Source organism: Bradyrhizobium sp. HKCCYLRH1030 (assembly GCF_051168395.1).
GTDB lineage: Bacteria > Pseudomonadota > Alphaproteobacteria > Rhizobiales > Xanthobacteraceae > Bradyrhizobium.
Window position 1 is genome coordinate 986,566 of sequence record NZ_JBNPUY010000002.1, and the last position, 24,263, is coordinate 1,010,828.

A 24,263-nucleotide genomic window follows, 5' to 3' on the forward strand; every position below is an offset into this window, starting at 1 on the left:
GAACGAGCTGTTTCAGTTCACGGTCGAGGGCATGCGGCGGCGTGCGCTGAGATCGTGACCCCCGCTCGGGGCGCTGTCGACTGGCGCGACGGTCTCAGGCGGCACGATCAGGGCAACGAAGCCCTGGCTGGCGCCTTCCAGGCCGAACAGCTTGGTCCGGAGCGTGAAATCGGCCCGCACCGAATGCCGCGCCTGCGCCGCCGCGGCTTGCATGCCGGAGATGCAGGAGATGTCGGTGTCGTAGCACAGCGCCGCCCAGCCCTGCGCAGTCAGCGCTTCGGACGGAGGGTGCAGCTCATGCGGGTGCACCAGCGCCATTTCATAGTGCGGGTGGTCGGGACTGTAGAACGCTGCGGCAAAGGCGAGGCCGTCATCGCCGCCGACGGCGGGAAGGACGCCGTTCGATGCCGTCTGCCACAGGCGGTCGAGCTCGGTCACGGCCGGCTCGTAGAAGTTGCGACCCTCGTTCAACGGAACGTAGTTCCGGTACACTGCATGGAAGGGCGCTACGACTGTGGCCGCGAATGCGGCGATTGCAATCGTCGCAGCGGCGAGATTGATCGTGATGTCGCGGGGGGCGTGATAGCTCGCGCCACACACGATCACGATGACGAACAGGAAGATGCCCTGCAGGCCCCACAGCGGCGGCATGTCGGTGCCGAACACGATCGAGACCAGTGCGGGGAACACCACGGTCCCGATGCTGATCATCGCCAGCAGCCGGAGTCCGGAGTCGAGGCTGAGCGCATCGTTCAGCACGCGGGTGGGGCGAGGCCGCGTCATGGCGAGCCATATGAGGCCGGGGATACCGGCGATGCCGGCCATCGCCAACAGGAAGCCGCTGCCCTCGACCAGGGCGGCCACGGCGGTCTTGCCGACGTGATGCTCGATTGCATGCGAGAACGGCTGGGCGCCGGTCGTGGCCAGCCAATAGATATGAGGCGCCAGCGCGACCAGGCCGGACAGCGCCGCGATCCACGGCGCGGGCGAGGTGAAATAGGCCCGACGCTCGCCGTGGCACAACGCTGCGACCGCAAAGCTCGCGATCAGGAAGACCGAGTAGTACTTGCCGAGCATCGCGAGCGCCCCGGTCAGGCCGACCGCGATGGCCCAGCCGACGTGACGCGTCTCGAACGAGCGCAGGAAACACCAGGTCGCCAGCGGCCAGCTCGACAGCAGCACGGCGTTGGCGTTGAAGCGCTGCGCATGCAGTTGATAGACCGGCAGCAGCATGAGCAACAGCAGCACGACCAGCCGCTTGTCACCGCGCGCGAAACGCCGGGTGATGAGGTCGACGGCGAAGAGGCCGACGGCTGCGTTGGTCAGCGCCAGCAGGTTGAACGACCAGTTGGTCAGCGGAAACACGGTGGTCCAGGCCCACGCCGCCCAGCCCATCAGCGGCGGATGCTTGGTCGAACCCCAGTCGAAGCTGCGTCCAAGCGACCAGGTCTCGATCACGTCCTGGTGGAGATCGCCCCCGAGATAGGCGATCGAGAAATACACCATCCAGACCGCGACGAACCCGACGATCAAGGCCGGAACGGCCCAGCCGTCCTCCACGGCGTCGATCCAGACCGCGAGAGCTCTGCGCCAACGGCCAACAGAACCACTGGCCTCGATGGCGATTGCCGGCAACGCAAGACTCATGACGTCACTTCCAACCACGCTTGCCTGGCGCGCAAAGCTCCACCCCGCGCGCCGCCGCGCGCGAGCAAATGGAACTCTCCGCTGCCGGATTGAACCCTGTTAGAATTGTTAAAAAGAGTTCATGTCGCAAATTGTGAGGCGTGGTGGCCCAATTGCGATCATGTTTGGCCGATGCTGATACGAAACGATGCATGGCGGGCGGTTCCCGCCATGGACCGGACCCGCAATCGACAAATTTGCGGTGAGCACGCTGCGCGCTCGGCCAATTAGTCGTTGCGTGCGATCGTGTTCAGCTTGGTCAGGTCATGCAGAAGGATGCGGCCGCGTTGCAGATCCAGGATCTTGTCCTTGCGCCAGGCCTGCAACTGGCGGTTCACGCTTTCACGCGCCGCGCCGACGAAGACGCCAAGCTGTTCCTGCGAGATATGAACCTCGGAGCCGAAATCCTCCGCCAAGGCGCACAGCCGGCGTGCCAGCCGGACCGGCAGCGGCTGCAGCACCGATTCCTCCATTCGCTCGCTCTGCCAGCGGATGCGCTGGCACAGCAGCTGAATGATCCTGATCGCCACCTTGGGCTCGCGTTCCAGGAAGCTGAGGAAATCCTCGCGGCGAAGCACGAACAGCTCGGTCGCTTCACCGGCGGTGGCGTCGGCCGTGCGCTCCTGCCCGTCGAGCACGGCGACCTCGCCGAACAGATCGCCGGGCCCCATGAAGTTGAGCGTCAGCCGGCTGCCGTCGGTGGCACCGGTCTCGATGCGAATCTGGCCGCGCCGCACCCCAAACAGGGCATTGCCGGGGTCGCCCTTCTGGAACAGCACCTCGCCCGACGACAGATGCTGGGTGTGGCAGAGGCTCGAGATTCGCTGCAGCTCGTCCGCGCCGAGGTCGGCGAACATCGGGTTCATCTTCAGAATGACCGCAAATTCGGCCTGCTTGCTCATCACTATACCTTCGGCAACGGTTCAAAGCCTCAGTTACAGAAACCCCCCGGGCGGAAGTGTGTCATAAGTCACATAATGACGCACGGGCTTCCGACTATTTTGGTCGCGCTGGGAGCGGTCTTCGTTCCGAGAAAATTTCGGATTGAACCGGGTCGGCATTGCCGCACGCTAACCCGTGGAGACCGCTCGCGCCTCGCGCTTGGGACATCGACATGAAGGCATTGAAGATCGCAGGCGGTTTGATTGGCGCCGTCATCGTCGTGCTGGCTCTGGCGCTGGCTTTTGGACTTCCGGCGAGCTTCCTCACGGTGGCCATCCAGGACCGCGTCGAGCGTGACACCGGCTATCGCCTGAGCATCGCCGGCTCGGCGAGCGTCAGCCTGTGGCCGTCGCTGCATGCGACCCTGACGGACATCACCCTGCAGGATCCGAAGGAGCGTGACGGCAACAATCGGCTGACGATCGGCAAGCTGCAGGCCGACGTGGCGCTGTCGAGCCTGTGGTCCGGCCGGCCCGACATCGGCGAGATCATCATCGACAAGCCCACACTTTATCTGCCGTTGCTGCGCGAACGGCTGCGGGACAATGCGCCGCGCAGCCGTGCCTCGGCGAAGCCGGAAGCGGCGCTTGCGGCCCGGATCGAACGGGTCACCGTCAGGGACGGCGCCGTCGTCCTCTCCAACCCGCGCGACCGCGTCGAGAATCGGCTCGAGGGCATCGGCGCGACGGCGTCTCTGTCCGATGGCAAGGTCAAGATCACGGGTACGGCCCGGGCCGGCGACCGTCCGGTGACCTTCGACCTCACAGCGGCCGCGCCCGCGCTGCCTATTGAGCGCCAGACGCTGCCGGTCGATTTCAAGATCGACATGGCTTCTGCATTCCGCGGGAGTCTTGCCGGCCGCGCCGACGTTCGGCTGAATGGCCCGGTGGTGATGATCAACGGCCTCAGCGGCACGCTTGGCGACGGCGATTTCAACGGCTGGGCCTCGGTCGATCTGGCGAGCAAGCCGCTGGTGAAGGTCGATCTCGACGTTCGCCGGCTCGACTTGGGAGCGCCTGCCGCGCAGGGCTCTGCCGGCGCGTCGGGATGGAGCACGGCGGCAATCGACTTGCGGGGTCTGAACTACGTCGACGCGCGCGTGAAGCTGTCGGCGACGGATGTCGTTCTCTCCGGGACTCGCCTCGGGCCGCTCGATCTCGAAGCCTCGCTGGCCGGCGGCCTGCTGAAGGCGACCGTCGCCAATCTCGGCGCCTATGAGGGGCAGGCCAGTGGCGAGGTCGTGATCGACGCCTCCACGGGCAATCCGGCCTATGCGATGCACTGTGATCTCGTCGGCATCCGGGCGCTGCCGCTGCTCTCGAGCGTCGCCGGATTCGACAAGCTCGATGCGCGGATGCAGGGCAAGCTGGCCTTGCGCTCCAGCGGCGCCAGCCAGCAGGCTCTCATGAGCAACCTGAGCGGCTCGGCGTTCCTGCTGTTCCAGGACGGCGCGATCCGCGGCATCAACGTTGCGCAGATGATCCGCTCACTGACGTCCAATCCGCTGTCGGGATGGCAGGATTCGAAGGAACTGACGACCGATCTCACGCAGCTCTCGGCCTCGTTTCAGGTCGAGCGCGGGCAGGCCGCCACCAGTGACCTCAACCTGGTCGGACCGCTGGTCAAAGTCACCGGTACGGGGACGATCGATCTGGGCAATCGGGCGCTGGCGATGCGGGTCGAGCCGAAGCTCGTGATGACGACCGAGGGGCAGGGCCGCACCTCGGAGCCGATAGGTCTCGGGATTCCCGTCGTCATCGACGGCCCCTGGAGTCAGCCGCGCTTCTACCCCGACATGGCCGGCATCCTCGACAATCCGGATGCTGCCTACGCCAGGCTCAAGCAGATGGGCCAGGGCCTGTTCGGCAAGGACGGGGTCGGGCTGAACAATTTGATCAACGGCATCGGCGGCCTCATCGGAAATTCTGCGCCCACCGGTGCTGCTGGTCCGAACGGCGCGCCGTCAACGGCAGCCCCGAATGCACAGGCCCCGGCGGCTGGCCAATCCGACCTGCTCGGCGGCGATCTCGGATCGGCGATCGGCAATCTGATTCAGCAAGGACTGCAGGCCGCGCAGCCGCCAGCCAAGAGCCGCGGCCGTACGCTGGTTGCGCCTCAGGACGGCGCTGTTTCTCGGCCTCCGGGCGACGACGGCCGGGGCGCGGCGGAGGCAGCTCCCGCCGAGCCCTTGCAGGAGGGTGTGCAGGACAGCCAGCCGATGAACGACGTTCTGAAGCGCATCTTCAATAGGTAATATATAGCCGCGATCGACCGAGCCTGCGGAGAATCTCCTCGAGCGGTGCATGCGATTCAGGGCCAGCCGAGCAATAACGAGTTGGCGCGGGGCGCCGGCATGGTCGCCGCTGTGCATGCCATTCTGTGCTAAACGGGTGCCGGCGACGGGCCGTCTCGCACCCGAGCGGTCCTGCCTCCAAAGTGTTGCTGCCGCGAGGACGGCAGCGGACGCGCTTGTCCGAGGCTGACCTCGGTGATGACGCGCGTGAGGGGTCCGGATGAACGAGGTCGAGAACAGAGGCTGGTCGTTGCGGCAGGGCCTGTTCGCCAAATACGTCGTGTCGCTGGTCGGGCTCGTCGTGTTCGTCCTGGCCGTGAATGGCGCGACCGAAACCTGGATCAGCTATCAGTCCACCAAGGCGAGCCTGACCGCCGCCATGGCCGAAAAGGCCGACGCCAGCGCCCGGCGGATCGATCAGGCGCTCTCGGATCTGCAGCGACAGATCAGCTGGGTGACGCGGGCGAGCGCCAATACGCTGGAGCTCCGCCGCGCCGACTATGTACAACTGCTGAGTCAGGCGCCGGCTGTGCGGCAGCTGTATCAGCTCGACGGCCAGGGCCGGGAACAGCTCCGCGTGTCGCGCACCTCGATCTCGTTTGCCTCGGGCAACGACTTGTCACGCGATCTGCGCTTCACCGACACCGTCACACACGGAAGCAATTTCTCCGCCGTGACCTTCAAGGGCGCGCAGCCGATGATGTCGATCTCGGTCGCGCATTCCGGCTTCAATGCCGGGGTGACTGTGGCCGACATCGACCTCGACTTTCTCGAAGACTTCATGACCGAGGCGCAGATCGGCAAGGTCGGCACCGCCTACGTGGTCGATCCGCGGGGCCAGGTGTTGGCGAGCTCGGCGAGGGGACCGGCGGTCGGTCAGGACCTCTCCAAGCTGCCGCAGGTCGCGGCGGTGCTCACGCCGGATGGCGAGCCGCTGGCCTCCGGCACCGACGGCGAGGGGCACGCGGTGCTCTCGGCGGCCGCGACGCTGCCCAAGCTCGGCTGGGCCGTGTTCTTCGAGCAGTCCACGGCTCACGCGCTGGCGCCGATCCGCGATCAGCTGTTGCGCGGTGCGCTGTTGATCGCGCTCGGCCTTGCGGTTGCGATCCTCGCGGGCTCGGTGCTGGCGCGACGCATGCTCGTCCCGATCACCGCGTTGCGCGCCGGCGCGCGCAAGCTCGGCGCCGGCGATTTCGCCCAGCGCATCGAGGTGAGGACGCATGACGAACTGGAGGAGCTCGCCGATCAGTTCAACAGCATGGCCGGCCAGCTCGCGCAGTCCTATGCCGTGCTGGAAGCCAAGGTCGAGGAACGCACGCGGGATCTGGCCCAGTCGATCAATGAGCTGAAGGTGCTCGAGGAGGTTGGCCGCGCGGTGGCCTCCTCGCTCGATCTCAATGCGGTGCTGCCGACGGTGGCGGCCCGGGCGCTGGAGATCACCAAGACCGACGCCGTGCTGATCTATTCCTATGAGGCCGCCGAACGCCGCTTCAGGCTGGTGGAGGCCAAGGGCGTCGACCGGGACGGCCCGCACAATGTGCTGGACGAGCGGACGAGCCTGCTCTCCGACTCCGTGCGCAGCGGCGAGCCGATCGCGATCGCCGAGCTCGAAAACGCGCCCGATCACCCGCTGCGCGACGTCGCGGTCGCCGCCGGCTTTCACGCCGTGCTGTTCACGCCGCTGGTCGATCAGCAGGGCGTGCTCGGCGCGCTCGTGGTGCTCCGTCGGTCGGCCGGTACATTCCCGCCGAACCTGATCGGACTGATGCGAACGTTCGCCAACCAGGCCGTGCTGGCGATGCGCAACGCACGACTGTTCACCGAGGTCGATCAGAAGGGCCGCGAGCTGGCGCTGACCCACGCGACGGTGCAGCAGCAGGCCGAAAAGCTCACTGAGCAGACCGAGCAGCTGCGCGAATGGAACAAGTCGCTCGAGGAGCGCGTCGAGAAGCAACTGGCGGAGATCGAGCGGATCAGGCGGCTGGAGCGCTTCCTGGCGCCGCAGGTGGCGCAGATCATCGCGTCGTCGGACGGCCATGATGCGCTGCTGGAAAGCCACCGCCGCGAGGTCACGGTGGTGTTCTGCGATCTGCGCGGCTTCACAGCGTTTACCGAGACGACCGAGCCCGAAGAGGCGATGAACGTGCTGCGCGAATATCACGCCGCGCTCGGCAAGCTCATCTTCAAATATGAGGGCACGCTCGATCGCTATGCCGGCGACGGCGTGATGATCCTGTTCAATGCGCCGATCCCGTTCGAGGACCACACGACGCGCGCGGTGAAGATGGCGCTCGAAATGCGCGACGAGATCGGCCAATTGACGGAGCGTTGGAAAAATCGCGGCCACAGCCTGGGGTTCGGCGTCGGCATCGCACTGGGATATGCGACGCTCGGCCAGGTCGGCTTCGAGCACCGGCTCGAATACGCCGCGATCGGCAGCGTCACCAATCTCGCCTCGCGGCTGTGCGACGAGGCCAAGGCAGGCCAAGTGATCGTGTCGCGCCGGGTGTTCGGCGTCGTCGAACAGTCGGTCGATGCCAGGCCGATCGATGACCTGCATCTCAAGGGCTTCAATCACCCGGTGCTGGCGATGGAGATCTTGCGCTGGCGGGGGGAGGGCGCCGACGTGGTCGAAGTCGAGGAGCGGCGGCGATCGTCGGCGACTAACAAGTAGGGCGGGCAAAGGCGCGTGGCGCCTTGCTCGTCGTCGACGGCAGTCTCGCGCGCCCCCGTGCCCATCGCTGTCATTTGACGAAGGATGGTGGGCACCGGTCGCCTTCGGCGCTTTGGCCACCCGACGAAGCTCGGCTCAATAGGCCTGCTTCGCATCGGCCTCCTCGCTGGTCTGGATCAGATCGAGGCTTGCCTCGATCTTGCCGATCAGGCGGTCGAACGTCTTGCGCTCGTCGGCGGACAGGCATGCCATGATTTCGCGCTCGCGCTGCTGCAAACGCGGGATCAGCTCCTCGTACAGCGTCTTGCCCTTACGTGTCAGGCGCAGACGGAACTCGCGGCGGTCCTCGGCGTTCTCGACGCGCTCGATCAGCCGCCGCTCCAGCAACGACGTCACGGCCCGGCTGATGGTCGATTTGTGCGTGCGGGTGCACGCTGCGACATATTGCGCGCTGCAGGCCTCGCGGCGGAAGCCGAGCGTCGCCAGCACGCGCCATTCCGGAATGTCGAGCCCGTAGCGCTCCCGATATTCGACGGCGAGCGCCGCGCTCACCTCTGCGGCCAGACGGTTGAGCCGAAATGGCGCGAACTTGAACAGGTCGAGCCGCTCGTCGTCCTGCGGCACTGCCGCATTTCGGTCATCCTCGACCGGCTTCGCCTGCCGCCTGGACGCCGCGGTAGATGGCTTCGCCAAGATCGCGCTCCGATTTTTGAGTTGACGCGGCCGAAGCCGTCGGCTTTAGAATAGTTGCAGGTGAGACTATCTGGCAAGACGGCCAGATGCCTCGCCCGAGGAAATGTCGGTCGCTTCGAAAGTCCAAGAAAACCACAAGGCGAGCAAGCCATGGTGCAGGCCAATCCGGGGCAGGGCGCGAGCCAGGCGAAGGTTCAGTTCGGCTATCATCGGCACGAAGACCAGGATCAGGCCACGCCGGCCGCGCATCCGGTCGTCGTCGTGGGGGCGGGTCCCGTCGGGCTGTCGTTTGCCATCGATCTTGCGCAGCGCGGCCATGCGGTCGTGGTGCTCGATGATGCCGACCGGATCGGCGAGGGCTCGCGCGCGATCTGCTTCTCCAAGCGCTCGCTGGAATATTGGGATCGCCTCGGCGTTGGCGACCGGATGGTCGACAAGGGCGTGGTGTGGAACGTCGGCCGCATCTTTCACGGTCCGTCCGAGCTCTATCAGTTCAACCTGCTGCCGGAGCCCGGGCACAAGCGGCCGGCCTTCATCAACCTGCAGCAGTTCTATGCCGAGGCCTATCTGGTCGATCGCGTCAACGCGCTGCCGGAGATCTCGCTGCGCTGGCGCAACAAGGTCACCGCGCTCGAACAGCGCAACGATCATGTCGTGCTGACGATCGAGACGCCGGACGGCCCCTATCGGCTGTCGGCGCAATATGTGATCGCCTGCGACGGCGCGCGCTCGTCGCTGCGCCAGATGGTCGGCGCGGGTTTTTCCGGCAAGGTGTTCGAGGATCAGTTCCTGATCGCCGACGTCAGGATGACGGCCGAATTCCCCACCGAGCGCTGGTTCTGGTTCGATCCGCCGTTCCATGCCGGGCGCTCGGCGCTGTTGCACCGGCAGCCGGACAATGTCTGGCGCATCGACCTGCAGCTCAGCCGCTATGCCGATCCCAACGTCGAGAAGCAGCCGGAGAATGTGCGGCCCCGGATCGCGCGCATGCTCGGCCATGATCAGTTCGAATTCGAATGGATCTCGCTCTACAAATTCCAGTGCCGGCGCATGGAGCGCTTCATTCATGGTCGCGTCGTCTTCGCTGGCGATTCCGCCCATCAGGTCTCGCCGTTCGGCGCGCGCGGTGCCAATTCGGGGCTCGAGGATGCCGAGAATCTGGCCTGGAAGCTCGATCGCGTGCTGCGCGGAACCTCGCCCGCGACGCTGCTCGAAACCTACCATCTGGAGCGAAGCGCGGCCGCCGACGAAAACATTCGCGAATCCACGCGGGCGACGGATTTCATGGCGCCGAATTCGCACCAGGAAGCGCGGCTGCGCAAGGTGGTGCTCGCGCTCGCCAGGGACACCGAATTCGGCAAGCGCATGGTCAATGGCGGCCGGCTGTCGGTTCCCTCGGTCTACCAGACGCCGTTGTCGACCGAAGACGACGAGGCCTGGCACAGTGGCCCTCGTCCGGGAACATCGATGCCGGATGCGCCCCTCGAGACGGCAGACGGACGGCACCTTCACCTCACCGATGCATTCAATGCTCAGGGCCGGCGCTTCACCCTGCTGTCTTTTGCCAATGGTGAGGCGATCGATGTACCCGACGATGTCGGTGTCGTCAGCATCGGCGGTCCGAATGGACTTGCCGATAGCGAGGGCTTCGCGGGCAGGCGTTACGGTGCCGAACCCGGCACCTCCTATCTGCTGCGTCCGGATGGCTATGTCGCGGCGCGCTTCCGCCACCCGCGCCGCGCCGCGATCGCGGCGGCGGTCGCCCGCGCCTCCGGCCTGAACTGAGGAAGCCGCAACGATGACGCTCTCGACCGCCTCCAATTTCGCCAAGCCCGACGATGCCTTCCGCGCCATTGTCGAAGCGCATCGGGGCCTCTCGGACCTCGAAAGCGCCGATCTCGATGCGGCATTGGTCCTGATCCTCGCCAATCACATCGGTGACATCGGTGTGCTGGGCGAGGCGATCGCGCTGGCGAAACGCAGCATGGCGGATGCCGGCCAACAGCAACAACAGCAGCAGCAATAGGCTGCTGCGCACACAAGGAATGAAGTGATGGCGAAGGGTTTCGCATCGACCACGGATCTCGCCGAGAAGAAGGTCACCTTCTCGGAGATCGGCCCGGATCTCTATGCTTTCACGGCGGAGGGCGATCCGAACTCTGCGGTGATCGTCGGCGACGACGGCTGCATCGTGTTCGACGCGCAGGCGACGCCGGCGATGGCCAACAAGGTGATCGAGCGGGTCAAGACCGTCACCGACAAGCCGATCAAATATGTCGTGCTGTCGCACTACCACGCCGTGCGCGTGCTCGGCGCCTCGGCCTATCATGCGCAGGGCATCGTCGCCTCGCAGGAGACGCACCGGCTGATCGTCGAGCGCGGCCAGCAGGATTGGGACTCCGAATACGGCCGTTTCCCGCGCCTGTTCCAGGACGCCGAGAGCATTCCCGGCCTGACCTGGCCGACCCTGACCTTCGAGGGCGAGATGACGATCCATCTCGGCAAGCGCGAGGTGCAGCTGATCCAACTCGGCGCCGGCCACACCTCCGGCGACATCGTCGCCTGGGTGCCGGATGCCGAGGTGATGTTCTCCGGCGACCTGATCGAATATCACTCGGCCTGCTATTGCGGCGACGCCTATTTGCGCGAATGGCCGTCGACCTTGAACGAGATCCGCGACTTCAATCCCAAGGCGATCGCGCCCGGTCGCGGCGATGCGCTGAAGGGCGAGGCCACCGTGCGCGAGGCGATCGCCATGACGCGCGACTTCGTCACGTCGCTGTATGGCGCGGCCGAGATGTCGGTCGCGAAGGGACGCAGCCTGAAGGAGTCGATGGCGGCGACGCGCGAGGTGATGGATCCGAAATTCTCGAGCTTCGCCATCTACGAGCACTGCCTGCCGTTCAACGTGTCGCGCGCCTATGACGAGGCCAGCGGCATCGACGATCCCGTGATCTGGACCGCCGAGCGCGACCGCGAGATGTGGGCCCGCTTGCAAGGAGAAGGATGATGAACGTCAATACATCGCCTGACCAGCTCAACCGCGCCACCGGGCAGGTGACGCCGGGCTACATGTCCGGCTTCGGCAATTCGTTCGAGACCGAGGCGCTGCCCGGCGCACTGCCGATCGGGCGCAACTCGCCGCAGCGCTGCGCCTACGGGCTCTATGCCGAGCAGCTCTCGGGTTCGCCGTTCACCGCGCCGCGCGGGTCCAACGAGCGCTCCTGGCTGTATCGCATCCGTCCGTCGGTGAAGCATTCCGGCCGCTTCGCCAAGGTCGATGCCGGGCTGTGGCGCACCGCGCCCTGCCATGAGCAGGAGATCACGGTGCAGCAACTGCGCTGGGATCCGACGCCGCTTCCGGCAGGCGATGTGACGTTTCTGCAGGGTGTGCAGACCATGACCACGGCCGGCGATGCCACGACCCAGGCCGGCATGGCGGCGCATGTCTACGTCATCACCAAGTCGATGGTCGACCAGCACTTCTACAATGCCGACGGCGAGCTGATGTTCGTGCTGCAGCAGGGCCGTTTGCTGTTCGTCACCGAGTTCGGCCGCATCGACGCCGAGCCTGGCGAGATCGTCGTGATCCCGCGCGGCGTCAAGTTCCGGGTGGAGATTCCGGCGGGACCGGCACGTGGCTATCTCTGCGAGAATTATGGCGGCGCCTTCACCTTGCCGGAGCGCGGCCCGATCGGCGCGAATTGTCTTGCCAATGCGCGCGACTTCCTGACCCCGGTGGCCTCGTATGAGGACAAGGACACGCCGACCGAACTCTACGTGAAATGGGGCGGCGCGCTGTTCAAGACCGAGCTCGAACATTCTCCGATCGACGTCGTCGCCTGGCACGGCAACTACGCGCCCTACAAATACGACCTGCGCACCTTCTCGCCGGTCGGCGCCATCGGCTTCGACCATCCCGATCCGTCGATCTTCACCGTGCTGACCTCGCCGTCGGAGACGGCCGGCACCGCCAACATCGACTTCGTGATCTTCCCCGAGCGCTGGATGGTGGCCGACAACACCTTCCGTCCGCCGTGGTATCACATGAACATCATGTCGGAGTTCATGGGGCTGATCTACGGCGTCTACGACGCCAAGCCGCAGGGCTTCGTGCCGGGTGGCATGAGCCTGCACAACTGCATGCTGCCGCACGGGCCGGATCGCGAGGCGTTCGATCACGCCAGCAATGGCGAGTTGAAGCCGGTCAAGCTCACGGGCACCATGGCCTTCATGTTCGAGACGCGCTTTCCCCAGCGCATCACGAAGCATGCGGCGGAGTCCGGCACCTTGCAGCCGGACTATGCCGATTGCTGGAACGGGCTCGAAAAGCGCTTCGATCCGAACCGGCCGTAGCCACGACCTCCGCCGTCATTCCGGGGCGCCGCGCAGCGGCGAGCCCGGAATCCATAACCACGATCGGCCGTGGGGATGCAAAGCTCGGCCACAACCACTGTGCCCCACACATCTGCCCGTTGCTATGGATTCCGGGCTCGCGCTGCGCGCGCCCCGGAATGACGAGCGGAGACATGGTCCGAACTCAGGAAGACAACTGTGCCCCACCCCAACGATCCCTCGCTCCGCTCCTTCATCCCGGTCGATCCGTCTTCCGACTTCCCGATCCAGAACCTGCCTTATGGCGTGTTCTCGGCGCAGGACTCGCCGAAGCCGCGCGTCGGCGTGGCGATCGGCGACGTCGTCCTCGACCTCGCCGTGCTCGAGGACGAAGGCCTGCTCGATCTGGCGCCGGCCTATGAGGTGTTCGCGCAATCCTCGCTGAATGCCTTCATGGCGCTCGGCCCCGTCGTGTGGTCGAAGACGCGGGCTGCGATCAGCGCCCTCTTGCGTCAGGACAATCCGCGGCTGCGCGACGACAAGCCGTTGCGTAGCCGGGCGCTGCTGCCGCGCTCCGACGTTACGCTGCATCTGCCGTTCCATGTCGCCGGCTACACGGATTTCTATTCGTCGAAGGAGCACGCCACCAATGTCGGCGTCATGTTCCGCGGCAAGGACAATGCGCTGCAGCCGAACTGGCTGCACATGCCGATCGGCTATAACGGCCGCGCGTCGACCGTGGTCGTGTCGGGCACCCGAGTGCGTCGGCCGCGCGGACAGCTGAAGCCGCCGGGCGCCGACGTGCCGAGCTTCGGTCCATGCAAGCGGCTCGATTTCGAGCTGGAGATGGGCGTCGTCATCGGCCAGTCCTCGCCGCTCGGCGAGATGCTGACCGAGGCGCAGGCGGAGGCGATGATCTTCGGCTTCGTGCTGCTCAACGACTGGAGCGCGCGCGATATCCAGCAATGGGAATATGTGCCCCTCGGCCCGTTCCAGGCCAAGGCGTTTGCGACGTCGATCAGCCCGTGGGTGGTGACGCGGGAGGCGCTGGAGCCGTTCCGCGTGTCGGGGCCAACGCAGGATCCAACGCCGCTGCCCTACCTGCAGCAGAAGGAGGCGCAGAACTACGATCTCTCCCTCGACGTGGCCTTGCGCGCCTCCGGCAGCAACGCCGCGCAGACCATCGCGCAGACCAATTTCAAGTACATGTACTGGTCGAGCGTGCAGCAGCTGATGCACCATGCCTCGTCCGGCTGTGCCATGAGTGTCGGCGATCTCCTGGGGAGCGGCACCATCTCCGGTCCGGAGAAGCACCAGCGCGGCAGCCTGCTGGAGATCAGTTGGAACGGCACCGAGCCGGTCGAGCTCGCCGGTGGCGTGAAGCGCTCGTTCTTGGAGGACGGTGACTCCCTCATCATGCACGGCTGGTGCCAGGGGCAGGGCTATCGCGTCGGCTTCGGCGAGGTCGAAGGCACGATCGTGGCGGCGGAGCAGGCGTCATTGCGAGCGTAGCGAAGCAATCCAGAGTCGTGTGCGCAGCCCTGGATTGCTTCGCTGCGCTCGCAATGACGAAGATCTAGCGGTCCTCTGGCATAACGTCCTTCACACCAGCCACGAATGCCGCAACATCCTCCGCCGCATATTTCAGATGCACGCGCGTGTCGGACGGCCGTTGCTGCGTCACGCAAGCTCCCGACCGCCACTCGCGGCTGGGCCGGATCGGCCTGGGCGCAAAGCCGCCGCCGCAGTTCGGGCAGACATTGAACAGCTTGGTCTCGACGCAGTCGGCGCAGAACGTGCATTCGTAGGAGCAGATGCGTGCCTCTGTTGCCGAGGGCGGCAGGTCCTTGTCGCAATATTCGCAATTGGGGCGGAGCTGGAGCGCCATTGGTCGTCTCGCAGGTGTGCTGGTGAGTGCAGTGTCGCAAAGCCGCGCCGCAAAGGGGAGGGCGCATTTCCCTCGATTTGCGCCGCAGACGCTCAGTCGGTCGATAGCGAAGCCAGCGGCAGCTTCGCGCTCTCCTTCAGGCGGTCGAGCACGATCGAGGAGCGGACATGCGCCACGCTCTGGTGCGGCATCAGCACGTTGTTGACGATGTCGGACAGGCTCTTGAGATCGCGCAGCACGACCTTGAGCAGATAGTCGGAATCGCCGGTCAGCGCGTAGGCCTCCTGGATGTCGTCGACGCGGTTGACCAGCGCGCGAAACTTCTGCGCGTTGTCGGGCGAATGCGTCGCCAGGGTGATCTGGATGAAGGCAATCAGCTCGAAGCCGAGCGCCTGGCTGGCGAGCTGCGCGCGGTACCCCGCGATCACGCCGTCCTGCTCCAGCCGCATCCGGCGCCGTGAGCACTGCGAGGCCGACAGGCCGGCGATATCCGCCAGCTCCTGGTTTGTGAGCCGGCCGTCGTCCTGCAGCGCGGCCAGGATACGGAGATCGAAGCTGTCGATCGAAATCATGCGCCATTTCCTCTGGTCGTGCATGGATCGTGCATATCCAGGCAAAAATGACAATGGTTTGCATGCCCTGTGCGCGGAATTCGGGAGATGATCGGCCCATCAAGCTGAAGGAGCTTCCCCCGATGGGTCCATTTCCGCACGATGCGCCTCCTGCCACCATCTCCGCCGACAACCCGATGGGCACGGACGGCTTCGAGTTCGTCGAATATGCGCACCCCGAAGCAAGCGAGCTGCACGCGCTGTTCAAGCTGATGGGCTTCGCCGCGGTCGCGCGCCACAAGACCAAGGCGATCACGCTGTATCGCCAGGGCGACATCAACTATCTCGTCAACGAGGAGCCCGGCAGCCACGGCCACGACTTCGTCGCCGCGCACGGGCCGTGTGCGCCGTCGATGGCGTTCCGCGTCGTCGATGCGAAGAAGGCCTATGCGCGGGCGATCGCGCTCGGTGCTGAGCCGGCCGACCTGCCTGCATCGCAGAAGACCTTGGACGTTCCTGTCATCAAGGGCATCGGCGGCAGCCTGCTGTATCTGGTCGATCGCTACGGCGCCAAGGGCTCGGCCTATGATCTCGAATTCGAGTGGACCGGCGCGCGCGACCCGCGCCCCGCAGGCTCCGGCCTGTACTACATCGATCATCTGACCCACAATGTACACCGCGGCCGCATGGACGTCTGGGCCGGCTTCTACGAAAAACTGTTCAACTTCCGCCAGATCCGCTTCTTCGACATCGAGGGCCGCGCCTCCGGCCTGTTCTCGCGTGCGCTGACCAGCCCCGACGGCAAGATCCGGATTCCGATCAACGAGGATGCCGGAGATTCCGGGCAGATCGAGGAGTATCTCAAGATCTATCGCGGTGAAGGCATCCAGCACATTGCTTGCGGCGCCCGCGACATCTACGCCACCGTCGAGGGCCTGCGCGCATCAGGCCTGCCGTTCATGCCGTCGCCGCCCGACACCTATTTCGAGCGCATCGAGTCTCGCCTGCCCAAGCATGGCGAGGACCTCGCTCGCCTGCAGAGAAACGGCATCCTGATCGATGGCGAGGGAGTCGTCGCTGGCGGTCACACCAAGGTGTTGCTGCAGATCTTCTCGGCCAATGCGATCGGGCCGATCTTCTTCGAGTTCATCCAACGCAAGGGCGACGACGGTTTTGGCGAAGGCAACTTCAAGGCGCTGTTCGAGTCGATCGAGGAAGACCAGATCCGCCGCGGCGTGCTGAAGGTGGAGGCGGCGGAGTAGGCGAAGGAAGTAGGCCGTCATTGCGGGAAGCGGAGCGACGAAGCAATCCAGACTTCCGTCTGTCCCTGGAATGCTTGGCTTCGCTGGCAATGACGGCGTGACTGGAGGCAGTTTGCCGCCAAACTCTCAACTGTCATCCCGGGCAAGCCCGACGGCGCGTAAGCGGCGTTGGGCACCGACTCGGGACCCATACCGCAGGGTGCGTCGATGAGGCACGGCGACAGATAATCGTCGTCTCAGGACGGCCGGTGGTTATGGGTCCCCGCGTTCGCGGGGACGACACTGAGATTGAGGCGACGGCGTAGCCAACTCGTTGACATCGGAACAGTCGAGCAGCGCTCGATCGGCGCTGCTGCAGCGATCGAGCTTTACCGCCCTGCCTGCCAAGCGCTTACCACAGCGCCGATCTCCGTCACCTTCGGCTCGCGGATATTCGACGGCGTCCGCGAGAACCTTGGCGCCGGCGCGGGCTGCGTCACGCCGTGCCGCTCGACGAACACGCCACGCGCGGCCATGTGCGCATGCTTCGGCGCCTCCGACATCGTCAGCACCGGCGCGAAGCAGATGTCGGTGCCCTCCATGATCGCGCACCATTCCTCGCGCGTCTTGCTCTTGAACACCGCGACCAGCTTCTCCTTCAGCGCCGGCCAGGCGCGCGGGTCCATCTGCGCATCGAAGGCGGGATCGGAGAGGTCGGCATGCTGCCGCAGCAGCGCGTAGAACTGCGGCTCGATCGAGCCGATGGAGATGAAGTTGCCACAGGCGCATTCGTAGACGCCGTAGAAGTGCGCGCCGCCGTCGAGGAAGTTGCGCTCGCGCCCCTCGGTCCAGCGGCCCATCGCGGTGAGGTCGAAGAACATCGCGAGCAGCGAGGCCGCGCCGTCGCACATCGCGGTATCCACCACCTGCCCCTTACCGGACTTCGAGGCTTCGAGCAGTGCGGCGAGCACGCCGACGACCAGATAGAGCGCGCCGCCGCCGAAATCCCCGACCAGGTTGAGCGGCGGCACCGGCCGCTCCCTGGGTCCGATCGCGGCCAGCGCGCCGGTGATCGAGATGTAGTTGATGTCGTGACCGGCCGCATGCGCCAGCGGTCCGTCCTGGCCCCAGCCCGTCATGCGGCCGTAGACGAGCCTCGGATTACGCGCGAGCACGACCTCGGGGCCGAGGCCGAGCCGCTCCATCACGCCGGGCCGGAAACCCTCGATCAGCGCGTCGGCACCGGCGAGCAGATCGAGCACCTGGGGGATGACCCCCTTGTCCTTGAGATCCAGCTCGATCACCTTGCGGCCGCGGCCGGCGACCGACTTCATGGTCTTGCGCGCACCGACGCGATCGAGCGTCACCACCTCCGCGCCCATGTCGGCCAGCAGCATACAGGCGAACGGACCCGGTCCAATGCCGGCGAACTCGACGATGCGGAAGCCCGCGAGCGGTCCGGTGGCGCGGATCTCGGTCTGTGGTGCGGTCTTGTCGAGCACGTTTGTCTTGTCCCTGCGGTGCTTCGGCGCGTGATGAGGTCGATCGGACAAAGATGGTCGCCGTGACCTTCACCCTCCGCCTCCAGGGGAGGGTGGGTGTGCTTGGCTGCTGTCCGCATCAATCAAACATCATCACGCGCGATGCGTTTCCTGATCCTTTGATTGTCCCGCGTGCATCAGGCCAACGCAAGCGCGCCGTATGCCGCAAAGCAAAACGGCGCGCATCGCTGCGCGCCGCATGGAATTTGTCGTGCCGTTGCGCGGAATGATCCGCGTCGTGAGGTCAGCCCGCGGCTTGCACCGCGCGCTGCGCCATCACCTTCACCAGATTGGCACGGTAATCGGCGGAGCCGTGGATGTCGCTCAAGAGGCCTGACGCCGACACCGTGACCCCGTCGATCGCCGAGGCCGACCAGTTCGACTTCAGCGCCGCCTCGATCGCCGGCACGCGCATCACGCCGCTCTGCGAAGCGCCGGTGGCCGCAACGCGGACGTCGCCGCCCTTCGTCTTTGTGACGAACACGCCAGTGAGCGCGAAACGCGACGCCGGGTGGCGCATCTTGGCGTAGCCGGCCTTTTCCGGCACCGGGAACGACACCTCGGTGATGATCTCGCCGTCCTCCAGCGCCGTCGTGAACAGGCCCTTGAAGAAATCATCCGCCGAGATCGACCGCTTGTTCGTCTTCACGGTGGCGCCGAGCGAGATCAGCGCCGCCGGGAAATCCGCCGCCGGATCGTTGTTCGCGATCGAGCCGCCAATCGTGCCGCGGGCGCGCACCGCGGGATCGCCGAGCACCGAGGTGAGATGGGCGATCGCGGGGATCGCCTTCTTCACATCGGCATTGGTCATGATGTCGTAGTAGGTCGTCGCGGCCTTGATGACGAGCGTGTCGCCCGACAACTGCACCCCGATCAGGTCCTTGATCTTGCCGATGTCGATGACATCGGACGGAGCAGCAAGGCGCTGCTTCATCACCGGGATCAAGGTGTGACCGCCGGCAAGGAACTTGGCTTCGCTGCCCTTGGCGAACAGCGCCGCCGCCTCGTCGACCGAGGAGGCACGATGGTAAGTCGTCTGATACATGGTTGCTCCTCCGTTCGATCAGGCGTTGCCGTGGATCGCGTGCCAGACGCGGTCCGGCGTCGCCGGCATTTCCAGCTTGTTGTTGCCGATCGCATCCGTGATCGCGTTGATCACGGCGGCGGATGCGCCGATCGCGCCGGCCTCGCCGCAGCCCTTCACGCCGAGCGGATTACCCGGGCACAGGGTCGTGGTGTGGCTCAGCTTGAAGGACGGCACGTCGTCGGCGCGCGGCATCGCGTAGTCCATGAACGATGCCGTCACCGGCTGGCCGTTGCTGTCATAGATTGCGTGCTCGAGCAGCGCCTGGCCAATGCCCTGGACCAGACCGCCATGGACCTGGCCCTCGACGATCATCGGGTTGATCAGCCGGCCGAAATCGTCCGCCGCGACGAAGTTGACGAACGACGTCTTGCCGGTGGCCTCGTCGACCTCGAGCTCGCAGATATAGGTGCCGGCCGGGAAGGTGAAGTTGGTCGGATCGTAGAACGCAGTCTCCTTCAATCCGGGCTCCATGCCGTCCGGCAGGTTGTGCGCGGTGTAGGCAGCGAGCGCGACCATCGGCAGCGCGATCGACTTGTCGGTGCCGGTCACCTTGAACTCGCCGTTCTCGATGACGATGTCGCCTTCCGAGGCCTCCAGCGCATGCGCTGCGATCTTCTTGGCCTTGGCCTCGACCTTCTCCATCGCCTTGAGGATCGCGGTGAGGCCGACTGCGGCCGAGCGCGAGCCGTAGGTGCCCATGCCGAACTGCACCTTGTCGGTGTCGCCATGAACGATCGAGACTTGGCTGATCGGCACGCCCAGGCGCTCGGCGATCAGCTGGCAGAAGGTGGTCTCGTGGCCCTGGCCGTGGCTGTGTGATCCGGTGAGCACCTCGATGGTGCCGACCGGGTTGACGCGGATCTCGGCCGATTCCCACAGACCGACGCCGGCGCCAAGGCTGCCGACTGCCTTTGACGGCGCGATGCCGCAGGCCTCGATGTAGCAGGAGAAGCCGAGGCCGCGCAGCTTGCCCTGCGCCTTGGCGGCCGCCTTGCGCGCCGGGAAGCCGGCGTAGTCGATCGCCTTCATCGCCGCGTCGAGCGAGGCGTTGAAGTCGCCGGTGTCGTAGGCCATGATCACGGGGGTCTGGTGCGGGAACTGGGTGATGAAGTTCTTGCGCCGCAGCTCGGCCGGATCGACCTTGAGCTGACGCGCTGCGGTCTCCATCAGCCGCTCCAGCAGGTAGCTCGCCTCAGGGCGTCCGGCGCCACGATAGGCGTCGACCGGCGTGGTGTTGGTGTAGACGCCCATCACCTCGGCATAGATCGCCGGGATGTTGTACTGGCCCGACAGCAGGGTCGCGTACAGATAGGTCGGCACCGAGGACGAGAACAGCGACATGTAGGCGCCGAAATTGGCGTGGGTCTTGACCCGCAGCCCCAGGATCTTGTTGTCGGCATCGAGCGCCATCTCGGCCTTGGAGATGTGGTCGCGGCCGTGCGCGTCGGTCAGGAACGCCTCGGTGCGATCGCCGGTCCACTTCACCGGACGGCCGACCTTCTTGGAGGCCCACAGCGCCACCATCTCCTCGGGATAGATGAAGATCTTGGAGCCGAAGCCGCCGCCGACGTCGGGCGCGATGACGCGCAGCTTGTGTTCTGGTGCGATGTTGTAGAACGCCGACAGCACCAGGCGAGCGACGTGCGGGTTCTGCGACGTCGTATAGAGCGTGAAATGCTCCTCGGCCGCATCGTACTCGGCGATCGCCGCGCGCGGCTCCATCGCGTTCGGCGCCAGCCGGTTGTTGGTCAATTCCAGGGTGACGACGTTGGCGGCCTTGGCGAAGGCGGCGTTGACCGCCCCCTCGTCGCCAATATGCCAGTCATAGACGACGTTGCCGGGGGCCTCCGGGTGAAGCTGCGGCGCGCCGGGCTTCAGCGCGGAGGGCATGTCGGCGACCGCCGGCAGCTCCTCATATTCGACCACGACGGCCTCGGCGGCGTCGCGGGCGAGGTTCTTGCTCTCGGCGATCACGACCGCCACGGCCTGGCCGACGAATCGCACGGTCTCCGGCGCCATCGCCGGCCATGCGCCCATCCTCATCGGCGAGCCGTCCTTCGAGGTGATGGCCCAGCCGCAGATCAGGTTGCCGACCTTGTCGTCGACGATCTGCCTGCCCGTGAGCACCGCGACCACGCCGGGCATTGCCTCGGCGGCCGAGGAGTCGATGCTCTTGACCTTGGCGTGCGCGTGCGGGCTGCGGATGAAATGGGCAAAGGTCATGCCCAACAGCTTGACGTCGTCGACGTAACGGCCCTTGCCGGTGATGAAACGCTTGTCCTCCTTGCGGACGACGCTGGCGCCAATGCCTTCCATACCCATGCGAATCTCTCCCCTACCGGAGTTCTATTGTCCCGCCGCGGCCATCGCGCGCAGCGGTCGTGGTCTCGGTATTGCGGTAAACGGCGGCTCTCGCCGGCCTCATTCGGCAGCTTGCGCGACCTTCATCCGTCCGGCAGCGTCGAGCACGGCCTTGACGATGTTGTGATAGCCGGTGCAGCGGCAGATGTTGCCTTCCAGCTCCTCGCGCACCGTGCTCTCGTCGAGCTCGCCTCCGTGGCGGTGCACAATGTCGATGGCCGACATGATCATCCCCGGCGTGCAATAACCGCATTGCAGGCCGTGATTGTCGCGGAAGGCCGCCTGCATCGGGTGCAGCTCGTCACCCTTGGCGATGCCTTCGATGGTGGTGACGTTGGCGCCGGCGGCCTGGCCGGCCAGCACGGTGCAGGATTTCACGGCACGGCCGTCGATATGGACGACGCAGGCGCCGCATTGGCTGGTGTCACAGCCGACATGGGTGCCGGTGAGGTTCAGATGATCCCGCAGGAGGTGAACGAGCAGGGTGCGATCCTCGGCCTCGACCGAGACCGCCTTGCCGTTCACCGTCAGTTTGACTGTCGACACGAGTAACCTCCCGATGAATTGTTCTTATTCTGATTAGAAACAGCGCCCTCAGGACTTTGCAACTCGAATTTTCGTCTCTGATGTCATTGCGACGTCTTGCGCGCGGCCTCGGCGATTCGGTCGCATGTGGCACGCCACGCGAGGCGGCACCGGCGCGGGTGAAGCGCAGGCCGCAGGCCGAGGCCGCCCATTTACCGCCCCTTAGCCATTGTGACGTAGTTTTGATCACGCTCTGGTGCGTTGCTGCCGGGCGGTTGGTTTCTGGCCAATATAAAGAATGGCGTGTCGGGGGTGGGAATGTCTGCGCAGCTTGCGCCGCAGTCGCGGCGTGCCAATTTTCTGACCCTGCGATTTCGCGGCAAGATCTTCCTGGGCTTTGCCGTGGTGCTGGCCATCTCCGCCGTCAGCATCGGCTTCTCCTATCTGGGGTTCGAGCGGGTCGCCGCAGCGGTGGCGGCCTATCGCAGCAGCGTTGCGGAAGCCGACACCACCCGCACCATCGATCGCGAGCTGGTCTCGTACCAGGCTCTCGCCCGATACTATGCCCTGACCGGCAAAGCCGACGACGAGGCGGCGGCCACCGCTGCCCAGCAGGCGCTCCAGGCCGCGATCGACAAATCGATGGCTGCGACCGGTGCCGAGCGGCGGGCCCAGGTCGGCAAGCTGCAGGCGCAGTTTCAGGCCTTCGCCAAGACATTCTCGAGCATCGTTGCCCTGACCCGCGAGAACGCGAAGCTGGCGACCGACCAGATCGGCATCATCGGCAACAAGATCCGCTTCAAGTTCGATGATCTGGCGGACACCGCCGCGCTCGCCGGCCTGCCGTCCGTGCAGACGACGGCCAAGGACCTCACCGGCCAGTACCTGACCGTGTCCGCGCTGGTCGGGACCTACATCGCCAAGCCCGATGCCAAGACGGCCGACGGCGCCATCGCGCGCACGCGCTTCCTGGAAACCTCGCTGGTGACGATCTATGCCAATGACGAGAAGATCACCCAGCGCGTCGCCGAGCTCGGCGACCTGATCAAGCAGTACCGCGCCGCCTTCATCAAGCTGTCGGAGAACATGAAAGCGCTCGACAAGCTCGAACAGGAGATGGGCGTCGTCGGGACCGAGATCATCGCGCTGTCGAACGGGCTGAAATCCGAGGTCGCGTCCGACCAGCAGCGCATCGAGGCCGCCGCCAACACCACCATCGCGGACATCGAGCGGCTGATCGCGATGCTGGCGATCGGCGGGCTGACGCTCGGCGCCGTGCTGGCGCTGATGCTCGGCAACGGCATTTCCAGGCCGATGATCACGATGTGCAAGGCGATGCGCGAGCTCGCCTCGGGCAATTTCGACGTCCGGCTGCCCGGCCTCGGGCGCGCCGATGAGATCGGCGAGATGGCGGCCGCCGTCGAGGAGTTCAAGGTCCAGGCGGTGGCCAAGGCCGAGCGCGACGCCGCGACGCAGGACGCCCAGAACAAGGCTGCGGGCGCCGCGCGCCGGGCCGAGCTCATCCGCTTCGCCGACGAGTTCGAGACCGCCGTCGGCTCGATCGTGTCCAACGTCTCGAGCTCGGCCGAGCACCTCGAGCAGGCGGCTTCGACCCTGACGCGCACCGCCGAGACCACGCAGTCGCTGGCGAGCCGCGTGAGCGGCACCTCCGACCAGGCCACCGGCCGCATCCACTCGGTCGCGAGCGCGACCGACGAGCTGTCGGCCTCGGTCGACGAGATCGGCCGCCAGGTCCGCGAGTCCAGCCGCATCGCGGAATCCGCCGTCGCCCAGGCCGAGGAGACCGACGGGCGCATCGGCAAGCTGTCGCGCGCGGCGCAGGAGATCGGCGACGTCGTCAAGCTGATCACCGCGATCGCCGAGCAGACCAACCTACTCGCGCTGAACGCCACCATCGAGGCGGCACGCGCCGGCGATGCCGGCCGCGGCTTCGCGGTGGTGGCTTCCGAGGTCAAGTCGCTGGCGGAGCAGACCGCCAAGGCGACCGACGACATCTCCAACCACATCTCCGGCATGCAGGCAGCGACCCAGGAGTCGGTGACCGCGATCAAGCAGATCGGCGGCACGATCCGTCAGATCTCGACCATTGCCTCGTCGATCGCGACCGCGGTCGAGCAGCAGGGCGGCGCGACCCAGGAGATCGCCAGGAACGTGCAGAGCGTCGCGGCAGGCACGCAGGCCGCCGCCGCCGATATCACCCAGGTCAATCGCGGCGCGACCCAGACCGGCGAGGCCTCGGAGGAGGTGCTGCGCTCGGCCCAGTCGCTGTCCTCGGAAAGCGCCCGCCTGCGCGCGGAGCTCAACCGCTTCATGGCGAACATCCGCGCGGCGTGAGTTTTGCGGCGACAGGCTGGTCTTCACGCCGCTCGCAAATGCGTTGGCGAGCCCGCGGCCAAACCCTCCGCTGTCATCCCGGCGAACGCCG

At 65.8% G+C, this 24,263-nt stretch carries 18 protein-coding genes; 9 read left to right on the plus strand and 9 right to left on the minus strand.

What is annotated here, in order from left to right; translation table 11 throughout:
• Positions 1 to 12: 12 nt before the first annotated feature.
• Complete coding sequence (locus ACQR1E_RS09885; RefSeq protein ID WP_434896961.1) at positions 13 to 1,647, minus strand: glycosyltransferase family 39 protein; 1,635 nt, start codon at positions 1,645 to 1,647, stop codon at positions 13 to 15.
• Between the two features lie 266 nt (positions 1,648 to 1,913).
• The gene (locus tag ACQR1E_RS09890) at positions 1,914 to 2,588 is read right to left on the minus strand and encodes a Crp/Fnr family transcriptional regulator (protein WP_315717001.1); all 675 of its coding nucleotides are present in this window, start codon (positions 2,586 to 2,588) and stop codon (positions 1,914 to 1,916) included.
• Between the two features lie 212 nt (positions 2,589 to 2,800).
• Here ACQR1E_RS09890 and ACQR1E_RS09895 point away from each other — a divergent pair, with 212 nt between their 5' ends.
• Together ACQR1E_RS09895 and ACQR1E_RS09900 are read left to right on the plus strand one after the other, a co-directional pair.
• Entirely contained in the window at positions 2,801 to 4,882 is a 2,082-nt protein-coding gene (locus ACQR1E_RS09895) for an AsmA family protein (protein ID WP_316165710.1), read from the plus strand.
• Between the two features lie 259 nt (positions 4,883 to 5,141).
• Entirely contained in the window at positions 5,142 to 7,595 is a 2,454-nt protein-coding gene (locus ACQR1E_RS09900; RefSeq protein WP_316204101.1) for an adenylate/guanylate cyclase domain-containing protein, read from the plus strand.
• 135 nt (positions 7,596 to 7,730) lie between these two features.
• Here the strand turns inward: ACQR1E_RS09900 and ACQR1E_RS09905 are convergent, their stop codons facing one another.
• Entirely contained in the window at positions 7,731 to 8,288 is a 558-nt protein-coding gene (locus tag ACQR1E_RS09905) for a MarR family winged helix-turn-helix transcriptional regulator (protein ID WP_315750760.1), read from the minus strand.
• 150 nt (positions 8,289 to 8,438) lie between these two features.
• Here ACQR1E_RS09905 and ACQR1E_RS09910 point away from each other — a divergent pair, with 150 nt between their 5' ends.
• From ACQR1E_RS09910 to fahA, 5 genes are all read left to right on the plus strand, one after another.
• Complete coding sequence (locus tag ACQR1E_RS09910) at positions 8,439 to 10,073, plus strand: FAD-dependent oxidoreductase (RefSeq protein WP_315828366.1); 1,635 nt, start codon at positions 8,439 to 8,441, stop codon at positions 10,071 to 10,073.
• Between the two features lie 13 nt (positions 10,074 to 10,086).
• Positions 10,087 to 10,314: a DUF2783 domain-containing protein gene (locus ACQR1E_RS09915; protein ID WP_315750764.1), complete on the plus strand. Its 228-nt coding sequence runs from the start codon at positions 10,087 to 10,089 to the stop codon at positions 10,312 to 10,314.
• A 27-nt stretch (positions 10,315 to 10,341) separates the two neighbouring features.
• Entirely contained in the window at positions 10,342 to 11,298 is a 957-nt protein-coding gene (locus ACQR1E_RS09920) for an MBL fold metallo-hydrolase (protein ID WP_315750766.1), read from the plus strand.
• Positions 11,298 to 12,644 carry a homogentisate 1,2-dioxygenase gene (gene hmgA, locus ACQR1E_RS09925; RefSeq protein WP_434843333.1) on the plus strand — a complete coding sequence of 449 codons (1,347 nt, stop codon included), beginning with the start codon at positions 11,298 to 11,300 and terminating at the stop codon, positions 12,642 to 12,644. Before ACQR1E_RS09920 ends, hmgA begins: the two co-directional genes overlap by 1 nt.
• 198 nt (positions 12,645 to 12,842) lie before the next feature.
• A complete protein-coding gene (fahA, locus tag ACQR1E_RS09930) occupies positions 12,843 to 14,135 on the plus strand; it encodes a fumarylacetoacetase (RefSeq protein WP_434843332.1) in 1,293 nt (430 codons plus the stop codon).
• 64 nt (positions 14,136 to 14,199) lie between these two features.
• On the opposite strand, the gene ACQR1E_RS09935 is transcribed toward fahA, so the two are convergent.
• Both ACQR1E_RS09935 and ACQR1E_RS09940 read right to left on the minus strand, forming a co-directional pair.
• Positions 14,200 to 14,511: a DUF1272 domain-containing protein gene (locus ACQR1E_RS09935; protein ID WP_434843331.1), complete on the minus strand. Its 312-nt coding sequence runs from the start codon at positions 14,509 to 14,511 to the stop codon at positions 14,200 to 14,202.
• A gap of 92 nt (positions 14,512 to 14,603) precedes the next feature.
• Positions 14,604 to 15,083 carry an Lrp/AsnC family transcriptional regulator gene (locus tag ACQR1E_RS09940; protein ID WP_315750774.1) on the minus strand — a complete coding sequence of 160 codons (480 nt, stop codon included), beginning with the start codon at positions 15,081 to 15,083 and terminating at the stop codon, positions 14,604 to 14,606.
• A 122-nt stretch (positions 15,084 to 15,205) separates the two neighbouring features.
• On the opposite strand from ACQR1E_RS09940, the gene hppD reads away from it, so the two are divergent.
• Complete coding sequence (hppD, locus tag ACQR1E_RS09945) at positions 15,206 to 16,324, plus strand: 4-hydroxyphenylpyruvate dioxygenase (protein WP_434896962.1); 1,119 nt, start codon at positions 15,206 to 15,208, stop codon at positions 16,322 to 16,324.
• A gap of 368 nt (positions 16,325 to 16,692) precedes the next feature.
• Here the strand turns inward: hppD and ACQR1E_RS09950 are convergent, their stop codons facing one another.
• The 4 genes from ACQR1E_RS09950 to ACQR1E_RS09965 form a co-directional block, all read right to left on the minus strand.
• Positions 16,693 to 17,805, minus strand: coding sequence for a CaiB/BaiF CoA transferase family protein (locus tag ACQR1E_RS09950; RefSeq protein WP_315717014.1), 1,113 nt, complete (start codon positions 17,803 to 17,805; stop codon positions 16,693 to 16,695).
• Between the two features lie 283 nt (positions 17,806 to 18,088).
• Positions 18,089 to 18,889 (minus strand): FAD binding domain-containing protein, encoded by an 801-nt coding sequence (locus ACQR1E_RS09955; protein WP_315750781.1) that lies wholly within the window; start codon positions 18,887 to 18,889, stop codon positions 18,089 to 18,091.
• A gap of 18 nt (positions 18,890 to 18,907) precedes the next feature.
• Complete coding sequence (locus tag ACQR1E_RS09960) at positions 18,908 to 21,253, minus strand: xanthine dehydrogenase family protein molybdopterin-binding subunit (protein WP_315717017.1); 2,346 nt, start codon at positions 21,251 to 21,253, stop codon at positions 18,908 to 18,910.
• A gap of 99 nt (positions 21,254 to 21,352) precedes the next feature.
• The gene (locus ACQR1E_RS09965) at positions 21,353 to 21,838 is read right to left on the minus strand and encodes a (2Fe-2S)-binding protein (RefSeq protein ID WP_315717018.1); all 486 of its coding nucleotides are present in this window, start codon (positions 21,836 to 21,838) and stop codon (positions 21,353 to 21,355) included.
• A 297-nt stretch (positions 21,839 to 22,135) separates the two neighbouring features.
• Between ACQR1E_RS09965 and ACQR1E_RS09970 the strand changes: the two genes are divergently transcribed.
• Entirely contained in the window at positions 22,136 to 24,172 is a 2,037-nt protein-coding gene (locus ACQR1E_RS09970; protein WP_315750784.1) for a methyl-accepting chemotaxis protein, read from the plus strand.
• The last annotated feature ends 91 nt before the right edge of the window (positions 24,173 to 24,263 follow it).

Excerpts from the sequence above, each read along its gene's own strand:
- ACQR1E_RS09955 (WP_315750781.1), bottom strand. The coding sequence starts at position 18,889 with ATGTATCAGACGACTTACCATCGTGCCTCCTCGGTCGACGAGGCGGCG.
- ACQR1E_RS09895 (WP_316165710.1), top strand. The coding sequence starts at position 2,801 with ATGAAGGCATTGAAGATCGCAGGCGGTTTGATTGGCGCCGTCATCGTC.
- ACQR1E_RS09940 (WP_315750774.1), bottom strand. The coding sequence starts at position 15,083 with ATGATTTCGATCGACAGCTTCGATCTCCGTATCCTGGCCGCGCTGCAG.
- ACQR1E_RS09935 (WP_434843331.1), bottom strand. The coding sequence starts at position 14,511 with ATGGCGCTCCAGCTCCGCCCCAATTGCGAATATTGCGACAAGGACCTG.
- ACQR1E_RS09890 (WP_315717001.1), bottom strand. The coding sequence starts at position 2,588 with ATGAGCAAGCAGGCCGAATTTGCGGTCATTCTGAAGATGAACCCGATG.
- hmgA (WP_434843333.1), top strand. The coding sequence starts at position 11,298 with ATGAACGTCAATACATCGCCTGACCAGCTCAACCGCGCCACCGGGCAG.
- ACQR1E_RS09960 (WP_315717017.1), bottom strand. The coding sequence starts at position 21,253 with ATGGGTATGGAAGGCATTGGCGCCAGCGTCGTCCGCAAGGAGGACAAG.
- hppD (WP_434896962.1), top strand. The coding sequence starts at position 15,206 with ATGGGTCCATTTCCGCACGATGCGCCTCCTGCCACCATCTCCGCCGAC.
- ACQR1E_RS09915 (WP_315750764.1), top strand. The coding sequence starts at position 10,087 with ATGACGCTCTCGACCGCCTCCAATTTCGCCAAGCCCGACGATGCCTTC.
- ACQR1E_RS09885 (WP_434896961.1), bottom strand. The coding sequence starts at position 1,647 with ATGAGTCTTGCGTTGCCGGCAATCGCCATCGAGGCCAGTGGTTCTGTT.
- ACQR1E_RS09910 (WP_315828366.1), top strand. The coding sequence starts at position 8,439 with ATGGTGCAGGCCAATCCGGGGCAGGGCGCGAGCCAGGCGAAGGTTCAG.
- ACQR1E_RS09920 (WP_315750766.1), top strand. The coding sequence starts at position 10,342 with ATGGCGAAGGGTTTCGCATCGACCACGGATCTCGCCGAGAAGAAGGTC.
- ACQR1E_RS09900 (WP_316204101.1), top strand. The coding sequence starts at position 5,142 with ATGAACGAGGTCGAGAACAGAGGCTGGTCGTTGCGGCAGGGCCTGTTC.
- ACQR1E_RS09970 (WP_315750784.1), top strand. The coding sequence starts at position 22,136 with ATGTCTGCGCAGCTTGCGCCGCAGTCGCGGCGTGCCAATTTTCTGACC.